Origin of the sequence: Microbacterium sp. XT11, assembly GCF_001513675.1 — a bacterium.
Classification (GTDB): Bacteria; Actinomycetota; Actinomycetes; order Actinomycetales; family Microbacteriaceae; genus Microbacterium.
Window position 1 is genome coordinate 430014 of sequence record NZ_CP013859.1, and the last position, 22096, is coordinate 452109.

The following is a 22096-nucleotide window of genomic DNA, read 5'->3' on the forward strand; positions in this document are numbered from 1 at the left end:
GTCACTTGTTGTTGGCGACGTATTCCTCGAGGGCACGATCGAGGTCGCTGAGCACCTGCTCGGTGTTCTTCTGCCCGCTGATGATGTCCTGCAGCCCGACGAGCAGCTGGTCCTGGATGCTCGGGTCGGTCGGCGAGAAGGCCGCGATGAACTTCTTGCCCTCCCACGACTTCTGCATGTCGGGGAAGAGCGGGTCGACGTCCTCACCGATCTCGACGCCGGTCGTGGTGGGGAACAGCTTCACCTTGCCGAGGAACTCCGCGTACACGTCGTCCTGGAGGAAGAAGTCGAGGAACTTGTGCGCAGCCTTGAGCTTGGCGTCGCCGTTGTTGGGGTTGACTCCGAAGCGGACCTGGTAGGTGCCCCAGATGTCGTCACTCCCGTCGTCCGTGGTGGGGAAGTTCATGTAGCCGACGTCGAGGCCTGCGTCCCGCGCGTCGGAGAGGATCCAGGTGGCGGGGAACATCGCCGCCTCGCCTGCCAGGAACGCCGACTGCGCCGCGGTCTGGCTCGTGCCGACGGGGTTCGGCATGTAATAGGGCGTGAGCTCCTTCACGATGTCCAGCGACTCGGTCCACGCCTTGTTGCCGGTGAAGGTCGCCTTGCCCGCAGCCATCTCGGCTCCGAGCTCCTCGTTCGCTCCGTGCTCGGCGAGCGGGTAGTAGACGATGAACTGCGGCCACCAGTTGTCCTGCGCGCTCATGGCGAAAGGCGTGTACCCGGCATCCTTCAGCTTCTGCGAGTCCTCGAGCAGCTGGGTGTACGTCGTCGGCTCCTCCGTGATGCCCGCAGCTTCGAAGAGGGCCTTGTTGTAGATGATGCCGTTGCCCGAGACCGAGATCGGGAGGTTGTAGGTGCCACCGCCACGCCGGCTGTCTTCCGCCGCTTCGTCGTTCAGCTTGGAAAGGTAGCTCTCACCGCCGTCGGAGAGGTCGGCCGCGAAGCCGTCCTTGATGAAGCTGTCGATGTTGCCGAGGTCGAAGCCGTAGACATCCGGCCCCGCCCCGCCGGACAGGCGGGTCTTCAGGATGTTGTCGTAGTCGTTCGTGTTGAAGAACTCGGCATTGACCGAGATGTCGGGGTTCTCCTCCTCGAAGGCATCGATCACATCCTCATACGCGGTCTGGGTGTCCCCGCCGTCGCCCCACATCATGAAGCTGATCTCGACCTTGCCGTCTCCGCCGGCGCCGGTGCAGCCGGTGAGGATCCCGGCCGTTGCGATGGCGACCCCCGCGAACGCTGCGCCCCTGAGCCACTTCGTCATGGCCTCTCCTTTATCTCCGTCGATGGCCGCGGTGGTGCACTCCGCGACGTGGAATGTGATTGGTAGCGATACTACACAACATCCCTGAAATGGGAAGGGAAATGTCGGAAATCACCGCCTTCCTTGAGAGATTCGCTAGTAAAACTACGTGAATCCCGCTCATCGCCGGTAGTGTGTCGACCCATGAACGCACCCGCTGCACACGCGCCCCTGGGCCGCAGTCTCACCGTGAACACCGTCATCCGCCGCCATCAGATCGAAGCGACGCGCACGCGCTCCCTCTGGGAGGACGAGTCCGAGCTGCACTCGGCAGAACTCGTGGAGCGGTTCTCGGATGCCGTTCGGCAGGCGATCCCCGGCGCTCGCGTGACGTGGGCGCTCTCCTGGGGTGCGATCACGGACACGTCACGACGCTACCGCGACATCCGCCGCACGCTGGCGCGGATCAGCAACGAGCACCATGACGACGTCGCTTTCGTTCCCGGCGGCTTCTTCGCGAACCTGTACGGCACCCGCGACGAGGTCAACCGCGACATCGAAGACGCCGTGAGGCTCCTGAACGAGAGCTTCGACCGCCCTACGCGCTCGCTGGTGGCAGGTTTCCTCTCGGCGCAGAACATCGCACACGCGCGCGAGCTCGGCCTGCGCACCGTGCAGGGCAACATCTGGAGCCAGTTCGACATCGATCTTCAGGACGGAGACGGCTCGATCGCGTACCCGTACTATCCCTCGCGCTCACACTTCCTCGTGCCAGGGCGCGGAGAGGATCGAGTCGATGCCGTGCAGCTGGACGGCTGGACGGTCGATCTCGTGGCCGCCCGCACGGCCGGCATGTCGAGCGAGTTCAACTCTCGCCTGGGGCTCGGGCCGATCGAGACCCTGCACCGGCTCCCTCGGGAAGACGCCTTGACCGAGCTGTACGCGACGAGCGAGGCGCATCTGAACGAGCGCAACGTCGAACGCAACGGCATGGGGTGGCTGACCGTGAACTACGAGATCAGCGAAGTGGCGCGCGGGCTCGCGACCGACCCTGGAATGCTGGACGCCTGGGCGGGATGGCTCTCGGGCCTGCACCAGCGCTGGCCCGACCTGCGCATGCCGACGATCGCGGACTTCGGCGAAGCGTGGCGCGCGGCGCACCCCGACAATGAAGCCCTGGCGTACCTGTTGCAGCAGAGCGGCAGCGGAGTGCAGGCCTCGCGCGCCGGCGAGACCGTGACGTGGTTCATGACTGCGGACTTCCGCCTCGGCGTGGTGGAGGACGCGGACGGCGTCTCGGTCTTCGACCACACGTCGTATCTCACCGATCAGCGAGAGCCCACCGAACTGGGTGACCGCCGCTGGAGCCTGCTCGGCGAGATCAATCAGAAGCGCACCCGACCGCAGGACGTTCCGGTGCCCCTGCACACCTTCCTCGCGGCGCACCCCGAGATCGATGAGGCTCTGGCCGCGCGCTATGGATCGGCACCGGAGCTCGTCGCTCTGCGTGAGGCCGCGGGGCGCGCACGCACGGCATCCTCGCCGCGGGACCGCGCGTGATCGCCCTCTCGCACCTGACGGTCGAACACGCCCGCGAACCGGTGGGCGTCGACGCGGTGCCGCGGTTCGGCTGGTGGATCGAGACGGACGTCCCCGACACGCAGCAGCTGTCGTGGGCGATCGAGGTCGCCGACGCGGCCGGCCCGGTGTGGAGCTCCGGCACCATCCGTGACGACCGGGCCGCAGACGTCGAGTACGGCGGCCCTCCCCTGGCGCCGCTGCAGCGATACCGCTGGACGGTGACGGTCGAGACGAGCACCGGGACGGCGTCGGCGTCGAGCACCTTCGTCACTGGCGTGGTCGACGGCGATTGGCGCGGCGCGCAGTGGATCGCGGGAGCGGATGCCGAGAGCGCCACTGCCCCGCTGCTGCGCCACGCGCTGCGCGTGGATGAACCCGTGCTCGGCGCGTACCTCGCTGTCGGCGCCGGTGGCCTCGCGCACGTCGAGCTGGACGGAGAGCCTGTCGACGACACGGTGCTGGGACCCGGGTTCACCGACTACGACGTCGTCACACAGTACACGGTCGTCGATGTGACGGATCGGCTCGGCATCGGCGCACACGTCATCGGCATCGAGCTCGGCCGGGGCTTCTACGGCATGCGCGGACGCAACACCTGGAACTGGGAGACGGCGCCCTGGCACGCCGAACCGTCGGTGCGCGCGCTGCTCGTGGTGCGCACCGCCTCGGGAGAGCGCGCGCTCACCACCTCGGACGAATGGCGCACAGCCGCCGGCCCGACGACGTTCGACGATCTGTATGCGGGCGAGGACCACGATGCGCGCCTGCGGATCCCCGGGTGGAGCCGGCCCGATCTCGACGACACGACCTGGGAACGGGCCCGCGTCGTCGACGGGCCCCGAGGACGAGCGGTCGCACAGCGGCAGCCCGGCATCCGCGTGGCAGAGACCCTCGACCCGACAAGCGTGCGCGAGCTCGAGCCGGGGCGGTGGGTGGCGTCGTTCGAGCGGGTCATCGCGGGGTGGGCCGTGGTCGAGGCCGACGGCCCGGCCGGCTCCGCCGTCGAGCTGCGGTTCGGCGAGTCGCTCATGGAGGACGGGTCCCCCAACTGCGTCGACGAGAAGGGGTACTTCGACGGCCGCTTCCAGACCGATCGGCTGATCCTCGACGGAGGGCCGGTGCGCTGGCATCCTCGGTTCGTCTGGCACGGGTTCCAGCACGTCGAGATCCGTGCGGCGATGCGGCCCCGCATCCAGGCGCAGCTCGTCCATACGACGGCGCAGCGCACCGGGGCCTTCGAGTCGGGATCAGAACTGCTGAACCGCATCCACGACCTGACGGTGCGCACGGTGCTGAACAATCTGCACGGCATCCCCACCGACACCCCGAAGTACGAGAAGAACGGCTGGACCGGCGACGGGATGCTGGGCGCGGAGCTCATGCTGAACAATCTCGACGTGCACGAGCTGCTCGCCAAGTGGTCGCTCGACATCGCGCATTCGCGCCACGGCGCTGGCGCGCCGGAGGTGATCGCCCCCCACGGCGGGTGGCGCATGGACTGGACGCCGGCGCCGACATGGCACTCGGCGCTGCTGCTCGTGCCGTGGGAGGTGTACCTCCGAACCGGTGACGTGCGCCTCCTGGAGGAGATCTGGCCCGATGCGAGCGACTACCTCCGCTTCGAGCTCGACCGCTGCCCCGACGGCATCGCGCAGACGACGCTCGGCGACTGGGTGAGCCCCGAGACGGATCCGGGCGGCGGCAACGCCCCCGAGGACACGCGCATCGCCGCGACCGCCTACCTCATCGCGATGTGCGACACCGCCGCGGCGATCGCGCGTGTGATCGGAGAGGACGCCGGGGAGTGGGATGATGCCGCGGCACGCAGCCGTACCGCGTTCGCCCGGCGATTCTGGGATGAGTCGACCGCGACCGTGCGGGGCATCGGAGACGAGGGGTACCGGCAGGCCCATGCCGTACTGGCGCTGGCTTTCGACGTGCTGCCCGTCGGCGTGCGCCAGGCGGCGGCGGACCGGCTCGCTCAGGACGTGCGCGAGCGGGGCGACCATCTGTGGACGGGCGCACTCGCGACGAAGCACATCCTCCCGGTGCTGACGGCGTTCGGGCACGAGGACGCGGCGATGGCCGTCGCATTGCAGACGACGTTCCCCGGCTGGGGGTTCTGGGTCGCGCAGGGCGCGACCTCGCTGTGGGAGCACTGGCACCAGGCTTCGCGGTCACGAGGGCACTACTTCCTCGGGACGATCGACGACTGGCTGTTCCGCCACGTCGCGGGCGTGGCTCCGGCAGAGGCGGGATGGCGACACACACGGATCGCACCCCTCCTGCTGGGTCGCGGCCTCGGCCACGCGTCCGCCACGGTGCGCACTCCGCACGGTGACCTGTCGGTGTCATGGCGGGAGCACGGCGAGGACGTCGAGCTGCGATGCACGATCCCCGTCGGGGTCGCAGCCGAGGTGGAGCTGCCCGGGGTCCGTCAGGTGCTCGGCTCCGGCACGCACGTGCTCCGGGCCGCTCGGGCGCGGTGACCCCCGCGCCCGAGCGCACGAGCGCGGGGTGCGCAGCTCACCAGGCCGCGTAGCCGCCGTCGATCAGCACGATGGAGCCGGTCATGTAGGAGGCCGCGTCACTCGCCAGGAACGCCACGAGGGAGGCGATCTCCTCCGGCCGGCCCAGCCGCCCGATGGGCGTCCGACGCACCCAGTCGTCCCACCAGTCCTCGGGCACGCCCTCCTTCGTCAGTTCGGTGCCCACGTACCCGGGCGCCACGGCGTTCACGCGGATGCCCTGCTCCGCGAACTCGATCGCCAGCGACTTCACCGCCAGGTGCACGGCTCCCTTCGACGCGTTGTACGCCGCCTGCCGCTGCGGCGCGTTGGCGATCTCTCCGGACATGGAGCCGATCGCGACGATCGACCCCCCGCCGTCGCGCATGTGCCGCGCCGCCTCGCGTGCGCACCAGAAGGTCCCCGTGGCGTTGACGGCCAGAACGCGGTCCCATGCGTCGCGCTCCAGTTCGAGGGAGGGCTGGTGATTCGCGATGCCGGCCGAGGTGACGAGGATGTCCACACCGCCATGGCGAGAGGCGACATCGGCGAACATCTCCTCCACCGAACGCGAGTCGGTGACATCGAGGTGGACGTATTCGACTCCCCCGCCGAAGGAGGCGGCCGCGGCTTCGCCCTGCTCGTCCAGGAGGTCCGCGATGACGACGTGCGCGCCGAACTCGCGCAGTGCCGACACGACCGCCAGGCCGATGCCGCGTGACCCTCCGGTGACGACGGCGACCTTGCCGTTCAGTTCGAGCAGTTCTCGGTACATGCGGTTCCTCTCTGCTAACGTGCTCTCAGGTTGTAGCGATACTACATGGAGAGGGAGTCGATATGTCGATCCAGGATTCGCTCGGCACCGGGGCCGCAGCGGACGAGTCCACCGACACGCTTCTGGAGCGCATCACGCGGCAGGTTCCGCTGCTGCGCCGTTCCGAGCAGCGGGTGGCGGCGATCGTCCTCGACGATCCCGTGGGAGCGTCTCAGCTCACCATGGCCGGCCTGGCCGACGCCGCCGAGGTGAGCGAGCCCACCGTCATGCGGTTCTGCTCCTCCATCGGCTGCGAGGGCTTCCAGGACTTCCGCATCCAGCTCGCACAGACCCTCGCCCTCGGTCTGCCCGTCACGCACTCGTCCATCACGGCTGACGACTCGGCAGCCGACCTCGCCGAGAAGGTGTTCGATCACACCATCTCGAGCCTCGACCGCGCCCGACGCACGCTCGCACCCGACGCCGTCGAGCGAGCGATCGAGCTGCTCCGCGGCGCGAGCGACATCCTGTTCGTCGGGTTCGGGGCCAGCGGCATCATCGCCCAGGACGCGCAGCAGAAGTTCCCGCTGTTCGGCGTCCCCTGCCAGGCACCGGAGGACTTCCACCAGCAGTTCATCGCCGCGACCATGAGCGGTCCTCGCAGCGTGATGGTCGCCGTCTCGAACACGGGACACACCGAGCAGACCATGATCGTCGCCGAGGCCGCAAAGAAGGCCGGCGCCGCGGTCATCTCGATCACCGGCCGCGTGAGCCCGCTCTCCGAGCTCGCCGACGTCCCGCTGGTGGTGCGGACGTTCGAGGACACCGACGTCTACACGCCGTCCACCAGCCGGATCGCCGGCCTGGTCGTGATCGACGTGCTCGCCACCGGCGTCGCGTTGCGCAGCCCCGAGCGCGCCGCCGCGATCCGTCGCATGAAGAGCGAGCTCGCCTCGATGCGCCACGGCGCTGACGGCGAGGGCCAGCAGGAGCAGCCGGAGGAGCAGACACGAGCATGAGCGTGGTCCTCGTCACGTCGCGGTCTTTCGGGAGCGGCGCGCTCGCCCTCGAGCGCGAGCTCCTCGCGGCCGGACACGAAGTCGTGCGACGAAGCTCGACCCACGATCTCGCGGAACTGGCCGACGTCCTCCCCCGGGTCGATGGCTGGATCGCGGGAACCGGTCCCGTCACGCCCGCCCATCTCGACCTCGCCCCCCGGCTGCGGGTGATCTCCCGCTACGGCGTCGGCGTCGACAACGTCGATCTGGCGGATGCCGAACGCCGCGGCATCACGGTGACGAACACGCCGGGTGCGAACTCCGGAGCGGTCGCCGACCACACGGTCGCCCTTCTGCTCGCCGCGCTCCGAGGCATCCCCGCAGCCGATCGCCGCGTGCGCGCAGGCGACTGGTCGGGCTGGTCGACACGGGAGCTCGGGGCCCTCACTGTGGGCATCGTCGGGCTCGGCCGCATCGGCCGCGGCGTCATCGCGCGCCTCTCCGGGTTCCACCCTCGGCTGCTCGGGTTCGACCCGTGGGTGCCGCACGACGACCCGGTATGGGCACAGGCGGAACGCGTCGATCTCGAGACGATCGCGACGGAGGCCGATGTCGTGAGCCTGCATGCTCCGGGAGGTCGCGTCGTCATCGACGAGGCCTGGCTCGCCGCATCCGATCGTCCGGTGATCCTCGTGAACACCGCTCGCGCCGACCTCGTCGACGAGTCGTCTCTCGCGCAGGCCATACGGCGCGGACGCGTCTCGTCCTACGCCGCCGACACCCTCTCCACGGAGAGCAGCGCCGACGACCGCGCCGACCACGTCTCGCCGCTGCTCGCGCCGGACATCTCGGACAGGGTCATCGTCACGGCGCACCTCGCCGCGCAGACCCGGGAGGGAGTGGACGGAATGGGGCGCATGGCGACGGACGATCTGCTCGCCGTCCTCGATGGCCGACCGGCCGCACACGTCGTGGCATCGGCCACGGCATGAACGGCTTCGTCCGCACGGCGACCGGCGACGTGTCACCGGGTGATCTGGGCCGCACCGACTACCACGAGCACCTGTTCCAGGTGTCGCCGCTGCTGCCCGGCGACGATCTGGACGACGAGACCGCGAGCGCGGCGGAGGCCGGGCACCTGCGGCGCTCGGGTTTCGACACGATGGTCGACGCCACCCCTCTCGGCCTGGGACGCCGCCCCTCGGCGATCGCCCGCATCTCGCGGGAGACCGGGTTGATCGTCGTGCTGACGACCGGAGTGCACCGCCGCGAGCACTACGCAGCGGACGACCCGCTGCTCGCGGCATCCGAATCCGAGCTGGCCGCGGCCTTCACCGCCGACCTTCTCGACGGCGCCGTCGAGGAGGACAGCAGCCGCGCGCCGCAGATCCGCGCAGGAGTGCTCAAGGTCGGGCTCGGATACTGGCGGATCGACGAGCTGGCTGGGCGCGCCATCTCCGCGATCGGCGAAGCTCATCGGATCACAGGTGCGCCGGTGATGGTGCACCTGGAGTTCGGAACGGCGGCATTCGAGGTGCTGGATCGGCTGGCGGACGCCGGGGTCGCCGCGTCATCGACCGTGCTCGCGCACATGGATCGCAACCCCGATCCCGGGCTGCACGCCGAGCTCGCCGCGACGGGCGCGTATCTGGGCTACGACGGCCCCGCGCGCCATCGCGAGTGGCCGGACTCGACGCTTCTGGACTGCCTCGTGCGCACCGCCGGCTCCGGTGGGGGCGATCGCATCCTGCTGGGCGGAGATGTCGCTCGCCGCAGCCGGTACCGCGCCTACGGCGGCATCCCGGGGCTCGCGTATCTCGGAGAGCGCTTCGTGCCCCGCCTGCGCGCGATCGGCGGCGACGACCTGGTCGACGCGGTGCTGCGCGCGAATCCCGCGCGCTGGCTCACGTGGAGGCCGGCCGGCTGAACGTCAGACGGCCTCCGGCAGCACGCGGCGTCAGCCGTGGACGAGGTCATTCGCCGAGCGCACCACGAGCGGATCGGTGAAGATCGCCGGGTCGAGGCCCTCCGGCGCCCTCACCAGGAAGTCCGCCTCCTCCCCGGGCAGCACGGTCACGAGCGACCGGTCGACTCGCGCATCCGCATGCGCTCTGTCGACCAGCAGCGTGACGTCCTTGGCGAGCGACGAGGCTGCCACGCGCACGCGATAGCCGCCCTCGACCGCGGCGGCGACGGCATGCACGGCGGCACGGTCGAGCTGCAGCCGTGTGTCCTCAGCGCCGTACCAGAACGCGCGCTCGCCGGTCGACAGCTCGGCGACGACGAACTGCGTGTGCGGATCGTCGAGGGCGGGGTCGAGCTCGACGGTCGACGCCGAACGGGGAGACACCAGGGCGGTGCTCCGCCGCGCGTCGAGCTGGACGCCGTCGAGGGTCAGCGTGCGCACGACGAGCTCGGCCTCCCACGGCGCCCCCGTGTCGTTGTGGAGCACGAGGGCGAGCTGACCGGCGCGCGGCTGGATCGTCGCGAGGCGGTCGGCGTAGGCGGCGCGCAGCGCGTGCCAGAGCGGCTTGCGGATCCCGTGTCCGTCGACCGCCGCCCAGGAGATCACGGGCCAGCAGTCGTTGAGCTGCCAGACGATCGCCCCCTGATTGATCGGATGCAGCGAGCGGAAGTGCTCGATCCCGAAGCGCACGGCCCGCGCCTGATTCAGCTGGGTGGCCCAGTGCCAGTCGTCGATGTTACGCGGCGCCGCGATATGGGTCCCGAGTCCCCGTTCCAGCTTTCCGTTGCCGTCGGCCGCCTTCTGATGCACGAGCATCAGCGGCCCGTACGGGTCGGCGGGCTCGTCGTGCACCACGGAGAACAACGTGCTCCATGCAGGCGGCCCTTGGAATCCGAACTCGGAGACGAAGCGCGGCGTGTAGTCCCGGTACACGTCGTAGTCCACACGGTTCCATACGTCCCAGATGTGCATGGTGCCGTGCGCAGGATCGTTGGGATGCACGTAGCGGCTGAAGCCGTACGGGCTCCCCGGCGAGTACGGCGTCGTCGGTGCCAGTTCGGCGACGACGCGCGGGAAGAGCTCCTGGTAGTAGCCCTCGCCCCATGTCGCACCCTGCAGGCGTTCCCGCCAATGCCAGTCCACCCAGCCCCAGATGTTCTCGTTCCCGCCGTTCCACAGCACGAGGCTCGGATGCGCGGTCAGGCGGGCGACGGCATCCCTCGCCTCCGCTTCGAACTCCTTCCACAGCTCCTCGTCCTCGCTGTAGGCCGCGCACGCGAGAAGGAAGTCCTGCCAGACGAGGATGCCGCGCTCATCCGCGAGAGCATAGAAGTCCTCACTCTCGTAGATGCCGCCGCCCCAGACCCGCAGCAGGTTCATGTTCGCCTGGGTGGCGTCGTCGAAGCGCTCGGCGAGGCGCTCGCGCGTGACCCTCGGGAAGAACGTGTCTTCCGGGATCCAGTTGGCACCGCGGACGTACACGGGCTCCCCGTTGACGATGATGCGGAATCCGCTGCCGTGCTCGTCGGCCGAGGCGTCGAGTTCGACCGTGCGGAGGCCGATGCGGCCGGCCCAGGTCTCGTCGCCGCCGAGGCGGACGACGAGCTCGTGCAGATCCGGCGCGCCATACCCCCTGGGGTGCCAGAGCGCGGCACCCTTCGCGTGCAGTCGGATGACCGCGCTCGTGTCGTCGCCTGCCAGCATCGCTTCGCCCGCGACTCCGGCGACCGCCGCGGTGACGCTGAGGTCACCACCCGCCCCCTCGCGCTCGACGTCGACGTGCACGTCGACCCGACGAGGATCGCCGTCGACGCCGACGACGGGGCGGACCCGGGCGATCCGCGCGCCGCTCCAGCCCTCGATGCCGATTCGGCGCCAGATCCCGGCGGTGACGAGGGCGGGGCCCCAGTCCCAGCCGAAGTTGCAGGCCGACTTGCGGATGGCGTTGAAGGGGTGGACGTAGGAGTGTGGCCTCTCGCCGAGCACCGCTTCGCGCTCGCGCGCGTACGCGATGGGTGAACGGAAGGCGATCCGCAGCTCGTTGCGCCCCGTGCGCAGCAGCTCCGCCACCGGCCAGCGGTACTCGCGATGCTGGTTGACGGTGCGCGCGACCTCGGTGCCGTTGAGGCTCACGGTCGCGACGGTGTCGAGCCCGTCGGCGACGAGGTCGTACCGGGCATGGCCGTCATCGTCGTGGTCGAACTCCACGGCATACTCCCAGTCGGCATATCCGATCCACTCCTGCGCGGATTCGTTGTCGTCCACATAGGGATCGTCGATGAGGGCCGCCGCGAGGAGATCCGTGTGCACGACGCCTGGCACGCGGGCCGGGATGCCCCGAGTGAGCGCTTCCCGCACCCCTTCGGGAGCTTCTCCCCCCGCGAGCGACAAGGTCCAGCCGGCATCCAGTTCGCGAAAGCTCATGCTCTAGAAGTAGCACAACTACAGAAAATCCACTGATTTCCGCTCAGGGTAGGTGCAGATTGCGGCCGGAACCACAGTTCGCGTAGTATCACTACACATTGACAGAACGGAACCACCGCATGCCCACCGTTGCTCATCCGGCTGAACCCGTCGTCCTGCGCGTCGACGCCGACCGCGGCCTCTTCGACGGGTCGTCGGAGCGTTACGAGAAACGCCTCGCCGACCTGCGAGGCATCTACAGGTCGGATGCCGCCTTCGAGGCCGCCCTCGCCGCCGACGACGGCGAACCGGTCTACTGGGTCGAGAGCAGCACGCCGGACACCGGTCGCGGTGCCCTCACGGTCGGGCTCAGCGTGCTGCGCCCCGGACGGATCGGGGATGAGTTCGCGATGACCCGTGGGCACCTGCACGCGCAGTCCGAATTCGCGGAGCTCTATCACGGGATCTCCGGTTCCGGTGTGATGCTGCTCGACAGCGTGACCGGCGAATCCCGCGCACTGCCCATCGGCCCTGGCATCAGCGTGCATGTGCCGGGCGGCTGGGTGCACCGGAGCGTCAACGTCGGCACCGACCTCCTGGTCACCGTGTTCGCGTACGCGACCGAAGCAGGACAGGACTACGGCATCATTGAACGTGCCGGCGGGATGAGCACACTCGTCGTCGACGACGGCGATGGCGGCTGGACCACCCGCCCGAACCCGGATCACGGAGGCTACCGTGCCTGATCGCGACGCCGTGCTCGCCGACCTCGCGGCTCACATCGACATCAGCTGCGTCCAGGCGCAGCACACCGCATCCGACATCGAGGAACTCGCCGCACGGGCGCGCGACGGAAGGTTCGTCAGCGCGCATGTGCTTCCCAACCGGCTCGCGGACCTGCGTGCGCTCCTGGAGGGATCCGGCGTGCTCGCCGGTTCGCCCGTGGGCTTCCCGAGCGGCGGAGCGACGACGTCCGTGAAGGTGGCCGAGGCCCAGGAGCTGCTGGAGCTCGGCGCACAAGAACTCGACGTCGTCGTGCCGATCGGACGGCTGCGGTCGGGCGAGAAGGACTACGTGGCCGCGGAGCTCGCCGAGATCGTCGCCGTCGTCGACGGCCGCGTGCCCCTGCGCGCGATCCTCGAGGTCGGCCATCTCTCCGACGACGACATCCGTCGCGGCGTGGATGCGGCTGTCGAGGCCGGCGTGCCATGGATCAAGACCGGCACAGGCTGGTCGGGTCGGCCGACCACGATCGAGCATGTCCGCGTGATCGCCGAGCGTGCCGCGGGTCGTGCGTCGCTGAAGGCCGCGGGCGGCATCCGCTCGATCGACACCATCACCGCGATGGCCGATCTCGGTGTGACACGGTTCGGAATGAACGCCGAAGCCGCGATCGCCGCCGTAGCTGCGTCGAAGGAGCTCCGATGACCTTCCCGACATTCTCGGCCGACACGCTGCGCGCCGCCGAAGTGCCGACCCTGTACTTCATCGGCGTCACCACCGGCAGCTCGTCGATCCAGCACGTGTTCCCGCTGTGGGCGGACGCACTCGGGCTCGACGGCGCGGTGCTGCAGGGGATCGACCTGCCCCTGCACGCCCCACGAGACGACTACCGCCGGGTGGTCGAGTTCATCGCGGCCGACCCGCTCAGCCTCGGCGCCCTCGTGACGACGCACAAGATCGACCTGTACGACGCGTGCTCCGACCTCTTCGACGAGATCGATCCGTTCGCCCGCCTCATGGGCGAGACCAGCTGCATCTCCAAACGCGACGGCAGGCTCGTCTGCCACGCCAAGGACCCGATCTCGAGCGGTCTCGCCCTCGACGCCTTCGTGCCAGAGGGATGGTGGTCGCAGTCGCAGGCGCATGCGCTGAGCATGGGCGCCGGAGGGTCCACCATCGCGATCAGCTGGTACCTGTCACGGCGGGAGTCCGGCGCCGACCGACCGGCCAGGATCGTCGTCACGAACCGCTCGGAAGCCCGTCTCGACCACCTCCGCGAGATCCACGCACAGCTCGACACCGACACCGCTTTCGAGTACGTGCTCACCCCGACCAGGGAGGACAACGACCGCGTGCTCGCCACGCTCCCGCCGCGCTCGCTCGTCGTGAATGCGACAGGGCTCGGCAAGGACGCCCCCGGCTCTCCGCTCACGGACGCCGGCGTCTTCCCGGAGCACGGGATCGCCTGGGACCTCAATTATCGCGGCGACCTCGTCTTCCTCGATCAGGCCAGGGCCCAGCAGGACGCTCGCGCGCTGCGGGTGGAGGATGGTTGGATCTATTTCGTGCACGGTTGGACGCAGGTCATCGCGGAGGTGTTCCACGTGGGCATCCCGACGAGCGGCCCGTCGTTCGAGCGGCTCGGCGAGCTCGCCCGGTCCGCGAGGCCGTGATGGGCGACCTCGCGCTGGCGTACGACCTCGGCACAGGAGGCTGCAAGGCGTCGCTGTGGCATGCAGAGGCGCGGATGCTGGCCGAGGCCGTCGTGGAGTACCCGACCCTGCATCCGGCCCCCGGTCGCAGCGAGCAGCGCCCTGAGGACTGGTGGGATGCGATCGTGCGGGCGACCCGCGTTCTCCTCGATCGTGTCCCGGAGGCGTCCGGGCGCATCGCCGGCATCGCCCTGTCCGGTCAGAGCCTCGGCGTCGTCCAGGTCGGCGACCGCCACGAGCTCGTATCCGCGACGACCCCGATCTGGTCGGACGATCGCGGTGACGCGACACCGCTGGCCGACGCGGCCGACGAGGAGGACTGGTACCGCCGGACCGGCAACGGCTTCGGCGCCGAGCTCTATCCGGTGTTCAAGGTACGCACCCTGCGCCGCGAGGATCCTGAGACCTGGTCGAGAACCCGGCTCCTGCTGGGGTCGAAGGACTGGATCAACCTCCGACTCACCGGGGTCGTCGCGACGGACCACTCGATGGCCTCCGGCTCCGGGGCGTACTCCCTCGCCGACGGCGGCTACGACGACGCGATCCTCGCGGCGGCGGAGGTCGATCGCTCGATGCTGCCAGAGCCCCGGGAGTCCCACGATCGCATCGGCGCCCTGCTCCCGGCAGCCGCCGCAGAGCTGGGCGTGCCTGCAGGTGTCCCCGTGTTCGCCGGAGCAGTGGACAACGCCGCGATGGCCCTGGGTTCCCGCGACACCTCGGAGGGCCGCATCTACGCGGCACTCGGATCGTCGAGCTGGATCACGGTGAGCAGCGCCACTCCGGTGATCGATCTGCAGGCGCGCCCCTACGTCTTCCGTCACGCGATCCCAGGCATGCACATCAGCGCGCTGTCGACGTTCAGCAGCGGCACGAGCCTGACCTGGCTGCACCGTCTCCTCGACCCCGGCCGGCCGATCGGCGAGTTCATCGACTCCGCGGCCGCGAGCCCGCCCGGCGCGAACGGCGCCGTCTTCGTCCCCACGCTCGCGGGCGGGACGCCGTTGGAGGGTGGACCGGCCGTGCGCGGCGCTCTGGCCGGCCTCGAACTCGGCACCGCACAGGCCGACCTCGTGCGCGCGTGCCTCGAGGGCATCGCCTTCTCGCTCGAGCGGTCCCTGCGCCTCATGCGCGAGCTGAGCGGCAGCACCGAGGAACTGCTGATCACGGGCGGCGGCAGCCGCTCAGCGGTCTGGAACGCGATCTACGCCGATGTCCTCGGCGGACCCCTCGTGCGCACCGACGTCGAGCAGCAGGCGTCGACCCTGGGCGCCGCGGCCGTCGTCTTCGTCGGCCTGGGCGTCTGGCCCGACTACACCGCGGCGGATCGCGCGCATTCTCACACGGAGCGGATCACGCCCCGCGATCCTGCCGCATACGACCTGGCCAGGGCCCGCTTCGAAGCGGCGGCCTCCGGCCTGCGCGACCTGCCGACTCGTTGACCGTCCGTTCCGCTCACCGCTGACCCCGCCCAGACCCACCCCGCTCGAGGAGAATCCATGTCTCAGCATCCGCTCGTCGTCATCACCGGCGCCAGCTCCGGAATCGGCGCGGCGACCGCCAGGGCGTTCGCCGCCGCCGGCCACCCCCTTCTCCTGATCGCTCGACGCCTCGAGCCGATGCGGGACCTCGGCATCGCCGACGCCGAGCTCGCCGCCTGCGACGTGAACGACACCGCCGCGGTGTCCTCGGCGCTCGCGCGCGCCGAGGAGCGATTCGGCCCCGTCGACCTCCTGATCAACAACGCGGGCCTGATGGCGCTCTCGAGCGTCGCCGAGCAGGATCCGGCACTCGTCCAAGAGCAGTTCGACGTCAACTGCGTGGCGCTCATGAAGAACAGCCAGCTGGTGCTGCCCCGCATGCAGCAGCGCCGCCACGGAACCATCATCAACATCGGCTCGATCGCCGGCAAGCAGCTGTACGGCGACCACACGGTCTACAACGGCACGAAGTTCGCCGTGCACGCGATGACCGAGGGACTGCGCCGGGAGAACGCTGCGTACGGCGTCCGGGTGCTGCTCGTCGCGCCCGGCATGGTCGACACCTCGCTGCTCGGGCACACGCACGGCGAGGTCCTCGACGGGTACCTCGACTACAAGCGCAGCATCGGCGGCGGGCTGGCGCCCGAGGACGTCGCGCAGGCGATCCTCACCGCATACCAGCTGCCGCAGCACATCAGCTTCCGCGAGATCGTGGTCGCGCCGACGTCGCAGGATGCCTGACGTGAAGCGCTCGGGCATCCTGAACGCCGATCTCGCCGGCCGCCTCGCCGCGCTCGGCCACACCGACCGCTTCGCCGTGACGGACTCCGGCTTCCCCGTGCCGGCGGGGGTGCCCGTCGTCGACCTGCGCGTGGTCTACGGCCTGCCCGGATTCGTGCCCGTTCTCGAGGCGATCCTCGCCGAGGTCGTCGTGGAGAGCGCCGTCGTGGCCGACGAGCTCGCGGAGGCGAATCCCGGTCTCGCGACCGCTCTCAGGCGGCACCTTCCCGATGCGACCACCGTGTCGCACACGGAGCTGAAGCAGACGAGAGACCTCCGTTTCGCCGTGCGGACGGGCGAGGACACGCCGTACGCGAACGTCGTGCTGACCGCAGGCGTCGGGTTCCCGGTATGACCGGCCCGCTGCACGGCGAGCGGATCGTGCCCGTCGTCGTCCTGCACGACGCCGTGAACGCCCACCCCCTCGCGGATGCACTCGTGGCCGGCGGCATCCGCTGCGCCGAGATCACGCTGCGCACGCCGGCGGGTCTGGAGGCGATCCGCGCTCTGAGCGGACGCGGCGACATCCTCGTAGGGGCTGGTACCGTGATCGACCGGGAACAGGTCGATCAGGTCGTCGACGCGGGAGCCGCCTTCGCGGTGTCGCCCGGCTTCGACGCCGACGTGGTCGACCGCTGCGCCGAGCGCGACCTGCCGATCGTGCCCGGCGTCGCGACCGCGAGCGACATCCAGTCCGCGCTGCGCCGCGGCATCCGTCACCTGAAGCTCTTCCCCGCCGGACTCGTGGGCGGTCTCGCGGCCGTCCGCGCGTTCGCCGGCCCCTTCCCCGAGGTCCGCTTCCTGCCGTCCGGCGGGGTCTCGGCGGCGAACGCCCGCGACTACCTCGCCGATCCCGCGGTCTTCGCCGTCAGCGGCTCGTGGATGGTGCCGGCCGATGCGCTGCGGGCGGGCGACTGGGGCACGGTCGAGCGTCTCTCCCGCGAGGCGTCCGGGGCCGTGGCCGGCGCGTCCTGAGGCGGCGTCACAGCGGAGGGCGCGGAGACGCCAGGTATTCGCGCAGCACGATCGCCGCTCCGCCGAGCGCGGCGGAGCGATCGGGATCGGCGGCGGCCACGACACGCACAGGGTGAGAGCGACGCACGAAGAAGCGCTCGGCGAGCGCCGAGCCGATCCGCTCGGCAAAGGCCGGCGCCGTGCCCGCGAACCCCGCGCCGGTGAGGACCACGAGGTCGAGGTCGAGCAGGTTCACCAGGCTCGTCACGGCGACGGCCAGCGCCTCCGCCGAACGGCCGACCGTCATCATCGCGTCCGGATCATCGCCTGCGTTCGCCCGTGCCGCGATCTCCGCCCAGCCACGGCGCACACCGGTCAGCGCGAGGTATCGCTCCTCGGCTGCGGGAGGTGCGGCGAACAGCTCGAGGCACCCGCGGTTGCCGCAGTGACAGCGCGGTCCGTCGAGGTCGATGGAGACATGGCCGATCTCGCCCGCATTTCCGCTGATGCCCCGCAGCAGCTCGCCCGCGATCATGATGCCAGCACCGATGCCGATGCCCATGTGGATGGTCGCGAACGTGCCCTGACCGCCGGTCGCCCGAGACCAGTACTCGCCCGCGGCCGCGGCGGTGGCGTCGTTCTCCATCACGACCGGAAGCGAGAGCGCACGCGCCAGCGCGTCGCGCACGCTGAAGTCCGACCACGGCAACGACGAGGGCAGCTGCACCGCTGCGCCGCTCGCGATGTCGATGGGTCCGGGGACCACCATCCCCACCCCGGCGACGATCTCGCGGTCGATGCCCGTCTCGGCGATGATCGAGTCGACCTCCCCGGCGATGCGGCGCACCACTTCGGCTGGTTCGAGCCGATCGGCGCCGGGCCCCGGCCGCTCGGCCACGAGCTCGCCCCACGCGTTCACGACGACATACGAGGTCCCCGCGAACCCCAGGACGACGCCGATCGCGTAGCGCGAGTCTGGCCGAGCCTCGAGCAGCGTGCGTCTCTTCCCGCCGGTCGGCTCGCCGACCCCGGTCTCGACGACGAGCCCGTCCGCGATCAGGTCCCGTACGACCGTGGTCATCGTGGCGGGCGTGAGCGCGGTCGCCTCGGCGAGCTCGATGCGGCTGATCGGGCCGGCCACGCGGATCAGCTCGAGCACGACGGCTCGAGTCGGGCGCCGCGCCGGCGCCGCGTCGGCGTCAGAGGCGGGACGCATCGGCGCGGAACCGCGGCAGCAACGCGAGCGTGGTGCCGAGCGGGTCGGGCATCACGAAGTGCCCGAACGTGTCGTTGGCGAAGAACATGACACCGTCCAGCATCCCACTCAGCTCCCCGTAGACGGCGCGCTGGCGGTGCCAGAAGTGCGGCGAGTCGAGATAGACGCGGTACCAGTACCAGGGGTCGACGAAGTCCACCGAGTAGATGACCTCGAGGTCCGTCCCGAGGCGCTCGCGCAACGCGATCTTGCTCAGCGCCGATTCCGCGATGTTCTCCTCGCGCGCGAGGACCGCGAAGTTCGAGACGATGATGCCGCTGAGAGAGGCGTAGGCCTCGTCGGTCATCCCCCAGACCTCTTGTTCGACCTCGACGGGCCAGAACGAGTCCTGCCAGTAGATGCGGCGGACCCGCCCGTCTTCGGTCGGATCGCGGTCGAAGAGGCCGCGCAGCCTGGTGAAGAACCGCGTGACCGCCGCGCGTCGCTCGGGCGTCGACGCGACGGCGTGCTCGGGATGCCAGAGGCCGATCAGCCCGAACTGATTGCCGAGCGTGATGCCGTCGAGACCGAAGTCCGCCACGAACGCGGCGATCTGACGCGCCACGAACCGTTCGACCGGCTCGCCGTGCGGGATGCCCTGCGGATACGACGCGTACGCCTCCGCGTCGGCGTCGAGCACGGCCGCGACGTCGAGCAGTCCAGGGGCGATGTTGCCGCCGGCATCCACCCAGCCGGACGCCGCTTCGGGATGCCGGCGCGTCTTCCACTCGCACGCGCAGAACTCCGACCCCGGTTCGAGGTACTCGAGCAGCACGAGGGGGATTCCGCGCCGCCGGCCCTCGTCACGGAAGGCGCCGTAGATGGCGGCGAGCGTGTCGTAGTCCATCTCCTGCTCGCTCAGGACGAAGGCCGGTCCCGCGTGATACGGGTTGCCCGCGATGACGCGGTCCTCCCGTGCGACACGCAGCCAGTGGGCGTTGTGATCTCGCGTCGACACCGTCGTGCCGACATAGGAGTTGTATCGCCCCCAGTCGAAGCGCGCTGTTCCGCTGCCCGGCCCCGGATACGCGAGCACGTGATCGCCGTTCCCCGCGCAGAAGGTGACGACGACCTCGTCGACGCGGCCGAACCAGTCCGCGTAGTGGTCGAAGAACGCGGCGACACCCGGCGCCGGGTCGGCGAGGTCGGCGAAGATCTTCGGGGTCACCCACGTGTGGGCCCGCTGCGGCCGCACCGCCGAGCCGCTCACGATGCGTCCGCGAAACGACGGTGCGGGTCGGGCGCCGCATCCGAGAGCCGCTTCGTGTAGGCGTGCTGCGGATGCAGGATGACGTCGTCGGCCCGGCCGCGTTCGACGATCTCGCCGTGGTACATCACGAGGATCTCGTCGGAGAAGTGCCGGGCGGTGGCCAGATCGTGCGTGATGTAGAGCACGGCCAGGTCGTCCTGACGCTGGATGTCGGCGAGCAGGCGGAGCACGCCGAGGCGGATCGACACGTCGAGCATCGACACCGGCTCGTCGGCGATGAGAACCCGGGGGCCCGGTGCGAGAGCCCGGGCGATCGCGACTCGCTGACGCTGCCCGCCCGACAGCTCGTGCGGCCTCCGGTGCAGGTACTCACCGGGGTCGAGGTGGACGCGTTCGAGCAGCTCACTCGCCGCGTGGCGCACCTGCGCGCGCCCTCTCGCGCGGCCCGACATCACGAGGGGCCGCGCGATGTGATGGTAGATCGAGTGGAAGGGATTGAGCGACGCGAACGGATCCTGGAACACCATCTGCACGGCGGTGCGGTACTCGCGTGCCGCGCGCCCGCGGGTCGGCGGCTTCTCGCCATCGAGCAGGATCTCCCCTCCTGTCGGCTGCTCGAGAAGCAGCAGCATCTTCGCGATGGTCGACTTGCCGCTGCCGCTCTCGCCGACGAGGGCCACGGTCCGCCCATAGTCGAGTGTGAGATCGACTCCCTTCACGGCTTCGACGGCACCACGGCCCGTGCCATAGGTCTTGCCTAGCCCGATGGCCTCGATCGCACTCATGCGTCCTCCTCCGTCGTTGCGCCCGCATAGTGCAGCCGCTCGCCCGTCAGGCTCGGGAATGCCGCGAGCAGCTCCCGCGTATACGGGTCCTTCGGGTGGTGATAGATGTCGCGGGTGGGAGCCAGCTCGACGATCTCGCCCTGCCTCATGATGGCGATGCGGTCGCTGATCTCCAGCAGCAGCGGCAGGTCGTGGGTGATGAAGATCACGGCGAAGCCGAGCTCGTCCCGCAGCCGCGTGATCTCGGCGATGATCTCACGCTGCACCACGACGTCCAGAGCGGTGGTCGGCTCGTCCATGATCATCACGGGAGGGTCGAGCAGCAGCGCCATCGCGATCATGACGCGTTGACGCATACCGCCCGAGAGTTCGTGCGCGTACGCGTCGAGGCGCTCCACCGGCACGCCGACCACTCGCATGAGGTGCTCGCAGCGATCGCGGCGCTCCTGCTTGGTCATCGCCGGTCTGTGGGTGGTCAGCACATCCTCGAGCTGTGCGCGCACGCGAAGCACGGGATTGAGGGCATTCATCGCCCCCTGGAAGACCATCGAGATCCGGTCCCACCGGAACGCCCGCAGCGCGGCGCCCTCCAGATGGTCGACGCGCACCGACTCGTCGCCGTCGAGGAACCGGACGGCCCCGCCGACGACCTCGGCCGGCGGCTTCAGCAGCTGCGTGATGCCGTACGCGAGGGTCGTCTTGCCGCATCCCGACTCCCCTGCGATGCCGAGGATCTCGCCCCGCCGAAGCTCGAAGCTCGCCCCGGCGACGGCGTGGACGACGGGATCGGAGGCGTAGTCGATACGCAGATCCTCGATGCTCAAGACGACATCGCTCATGAGACGGCCTTCCGACGGGGGCGGGCAGCCGCGGGCAGCCGCAGCTTGGGGTTGACGATCTCGTCGAGCGCGAAGTTGACGAGTGAGAGCGCGGCGCCGAGAGTGGCGATGAGCAGGCCCGGCGGGACGAACCACCACCACGCCCCCGCTCGGAGCGCCGATCCCATCTGCGCGTCGAAGAGCATGCGACCCCAGGTGTAGTCCGCAGTCACGCCCAGGCCGAGGTACGACAGCCCCGCTTCGGCGAGGATCGCCGACACCACGCCGAAGATGAACGAGGATGCGAGGATCGGCAGCAGATTGGGCAGGATCTCGACCGTGATGATCCGGAAGGTCCGTTCCCCTGCCACCCGGGCAGCGGCGACGTAGTCACGGCTGCGCAGACTCAGCGTCACGGCTCGCAGCACACGTGCGCCGCCCGCCCAGCTCGTGAGCGCCAGGATGAGCGCGACGACGCCGAGGCCGCGGCTCTCGACGTAGCTCGACACGACGATGATCAGCGGAAGACCGGGGATGACGAGGGCGATGTTCGTGATGAGCGAGAACGCCTCGTCGGCCCAGCGTCCGAGGTACGCGCCGAGGATGCCGAAGAACGCCGACAGCACCAGGCTCAGCACGCCCACGACCACGCCGATGAGCAGCGAGTTCGTCGTCGACACGGCCAGCTGGGCGAAGATGTCCTGCCCCTTCTGCGTGGTGCCGAGCCAGAACTCCGCGCTCGGGGCCGTCGTTCCGATCGGGCGGATTCGGAAGGGATCACCCACGAACGGCGGCGCGATGAGGCCGAACAGCACGATGGCGCCCGTGATCGCGAGCCCGATGACGAGCTTGGCGCTCACGGGACGCCGGCGACGACGACGCGGCGAGAGCTGCGCGAGGGTGGCCGTGACCGATTGCGACGACATCCC

20 protein-coding genes are annotated in these 22096 nt (G+C 69.8%); 12 read left to right on the forward strand and 8 right to left on the reverse strand.

Annotated elements, in window-relative coordinates; all coding sequences use genetic code 11:
• Position 1: 1 nt before the first annotated feature.
• Positions 2-1264 carry an ABC transporter substrate-binding protein gene (locus AB663_RS02155; protein ID WP_067195284.1) on the reverse strand — a complete coding sequence of 421 codons (1263 nt, stop codon included), beginning with the start codon at positions 1262-1264 and terminating at the stop codon, positions 2-4.
• A 183-nt stretch (positions 1265-1447) separates the two neighbouring features.
• On the opposite strand from AB663_RS02155, the gene AB663_RS02160 reads away from it, so the two are divergent.
• Entirely contained in the window at positions 1448-2803 is a 1356-nt protein-coding gene (locus AB663_RS02160) for a DUF3863 domain-containing protein (RefSeq protein WP_067195287.1), read from the forward strand.
• Complete coding sequence (locus AB663_RS02165) at positions 2800-5313, forward strand: family 78 glycoside hydrolase catalytic domain (protein ID WP_067195290.1); 2514 nt, start codon at positions 2800-2802, stop codon at positions 5311-5313. Before AB663_RS02160 ends, AB663_RS02165 begins: the two co-directional genes overlap by 4 nt.
• A gap of 37 nt (positions 5314-5350) precedes the next feature.
• On the opposite strand, the gene AB663_RS02170 is transcribed toward AB663_RS02165, so the two are convergent.
• A complete protein-coding gene (locus AB663_RS02170; RefSeq protein WP_067195292.1) occupies positions 5351-6106 on the reverse strand; it encodes an SDR family NAD(P)-dependent oxidoreductase in 756 nt (251 codons plus the stop codon).
• 62 nt (positions 6107-6168) lie between these two features.
• Here AB663_RS02170 and AB663_RS02175 point away from each other — a divergent pair, with 62 nt between their 5' ends.
• The 3 genes from AB663_RS02175 to AB663_RS02185 are packed head-to-tail and all read left to right on the forward strand — an operon-like array spanning position 6169 to position 9010.
• Positions 6169-7104, forward strand: a complete 936-nt coding sequence (locus AB663_RS02175) for an SIS domain-containing protein (protein ID WP_067195295.1) — start codon at positions 6169-6171, stop codon at positions 7102-7104.
• Positions 7101-8075, forward strand: coding sequence for an NAD(P)-dependent oxidoreductase (locus tag AB663_RS02180; RefSeq protein WP_067195299.1), 975 nt, complete (start codon positions 7101-7103; stop codon positions 8073-8075). Before AB663_RS02175 ends, AB663_RS02180 begins: the two co-directional genes overlap by 4 nt.
• Positions 8072-9010: a phosphotriesterase family protein gene (locus tag AB663_RS02185; RefSeq protein WP_067195301.1), complete on the forward strand. Its 939-nt coding sequence runs from the start codon at positions 8072-8074 to the stop codon at positions 9008-9010. Before AB663_RS02180 ends, AB663_RS02185 begins: the two co-directional genes overlap by 4 nt.
• A gap of 30 nt (positions 9011-9040) precedes the next feature.
• Here the strand turns inward: AB663_RS02185 and AB663_RS02190 are convergent, their stop codons facing one another.
• Complete coding sequence (locus AB663_RS02190) at positions 9041-11473, reverse strand: glycoside hydrolase family 2 protein (RefSeq protein WP_067195304.1); 2433 nt, start codon at positions 11471-11473, stop codon at positions 9041-9043.
• 119 nt (positions 11474-11592) lie between these two features.
• On the opposite strand from AB663_RS02190, the gene AB663_RS02195 reads away from it, so the two are divergent.
• The 7 genes from AB663_RS02195 to eda are packed head-to-tail and all read left to right on the forward strand — an operon-like array spanning position 11593 to position 17120.
• Positions 11593-12198 (forward strand): glucose-6-phosphate isomerase family protein, encoded by a 606-nt coding sequence (locus tag AB663_RS02195; protein ID WP_067195308.1) that lies wholly within the window; start codon positions 11593-11595, stop codon positions 12196-12198.
• Positions 12191-12880 carry a deoxyribose-phosphate aldolase gene (gene deoC, locus AB663_RS02200; protein ID WP_067195311.1) on the forward strand — a complete coding sequence of 230 codons (690 nt, stop codon included), beginning with the start codon at positions 12191-12193 and terminating at the stop codon, positions 12878-12880. Before AB663_RS02195 ends, deoC begins: the two co-directional genes overlap by 8 nt.
• Complete coding sequence (locus AB663_RS02205) at positions 12877-13848, forward strand: shikimate dehydrogenase family protein (RefSeq protein WP_067195314.1); 972 nt, start codon at positions 12877-12879, stop codon at positions 13846-13848. The genes deoC and AB663_RS02205 overlap by 4 nt, the downstream gene beginning before the upstream one ends.
• The gene (locus tag AB663_RS02210) at positions 13848-15326 is read left to right on the forward strand and encodes a xylulokinase (RefSeq protein ID WP_067195316.1); all 1479 of its coding nucleotides are present in this window, start codon (positions 13848-13850) and stop codon (positions 15324-15326) included. The genes AB663_RS02205 and AB663_RS02210 overlap by 1 nt, the downstream gene beginning before the upstream one ends.
• A 57-nt stretch (positions 15327-15383) precedes the next feature.
• Positions 15384-16106, forward strand: coding sequence for an SDR family oxidoreductase (locus tag AB663_RS02215; protein ID WP_067195319.1), 723 nt, complete (start codon positions 15384-15386; stop codon positions 16104-16106).
• Entirely contained in the window at positions 16099-16500 is a 402-nt protein-coding gene (gene rbsD, locus AB663_RS02220; protein ID WP_232304606.1) for a D-ribose pyranase, read from the forward strand. The genes AB663_RS02215 and rbsD overlap by 8 nt, the downstream gene beginning before the upstream one ends.
• Positions 16497-17120 (forward strand): bifunctional 4-hydroxy-2-oxoglutarate aldolase/2-dehydro-3-deoxy-phosphogluconate aldolase, encoded by a 624-nt coding sequence (eda, locus tag AB663_RS02225; protein ID WP_067195326.1) that lies wholly within the window; start codon positions 16497-16499, stop codon positions 17118-17120. The genes rbsD and eda overlap by 4 nt, the downstream gene beginning before the upstream one ends.
• A gap of 7 nt (positions 17121-17127) precedes the next feature.
• On the opposite strand, the gene AB663_RS02230 is transcribed toward eda, so the two are convergent.
• Genes AB663_RS02230 through AB663_RS17290 form a run of 5 tightly spaced genes read right to left on the reverse strand, consistent with a single transcriptional unit; the run spans position 17128 to position 22093 of the window.
• The gene (locus AB663_RS02230) at positions 17128-18315 is read right to left on the reverse strand and encodes an ROK family transcriptional regulator (RefSeq protein WP_067195328.1); all 1188 of its coding nucleotides are present in this window, start codon (positions 18313-18315) and stop codon (positions 17128-17130) included.
• A complete protein-coding gene (locus tag AB663_RS02235) occupies positions 18299-19564 on the reverse strand; it encodes a hypothetical protein (RefSeq protein WP_067195331.1) in 1266 nt (421 codons plus the stop codon). Before AB663_RS02235 ends, AB663_RS02230 begins: the two co-directional genes overlap by 17 nt.
• Positions 19561-20349 carry an ABC transporter ATP-binding protein gene (locus AB663_RS02240; protein WP_067195334.1) on the reverse strand — a complete coding sequence of 263 codons (789 nt, stop codon included), beginning with the start codon at positions 20347-20349 and terminating at the stop codon, positions 19561-19563. Before AB663_RS02240 ends, AB663_RS02235 begins: the two co-directional genes overlap by 4 nt.
• The gene (locus tag AB663_RS17285) at positions 20346-21188 is read right to left on the reverse strand and encodes an ABC transporter ATP-binding protein (protein WP_198147906.1); all 843 of its coding nucleotides are present in this window, start codon (positions 21186-21188) and stop codon (positions 20346-20348) included. The genes AB663_RS02240 and AB663_RS17285 overlap by 4 nt, the downstream gene beginning before the upstream one ends.
• Complete coding sequence (locus AB663_RS17290; RefSeq protein WP_198147907.1) at positions 21185-22093, reverse strand: ABC transporter permease; 909 nt, start codon at positions 22091-22093, stop codon at positions 21185-21187. Before AB663_RS17290 ends, AB663_RS17285 begins: the two co-directional genes overlap by 4 nt.
• Positions 22094-22096 lie beyond the last annotated feature (3 nt).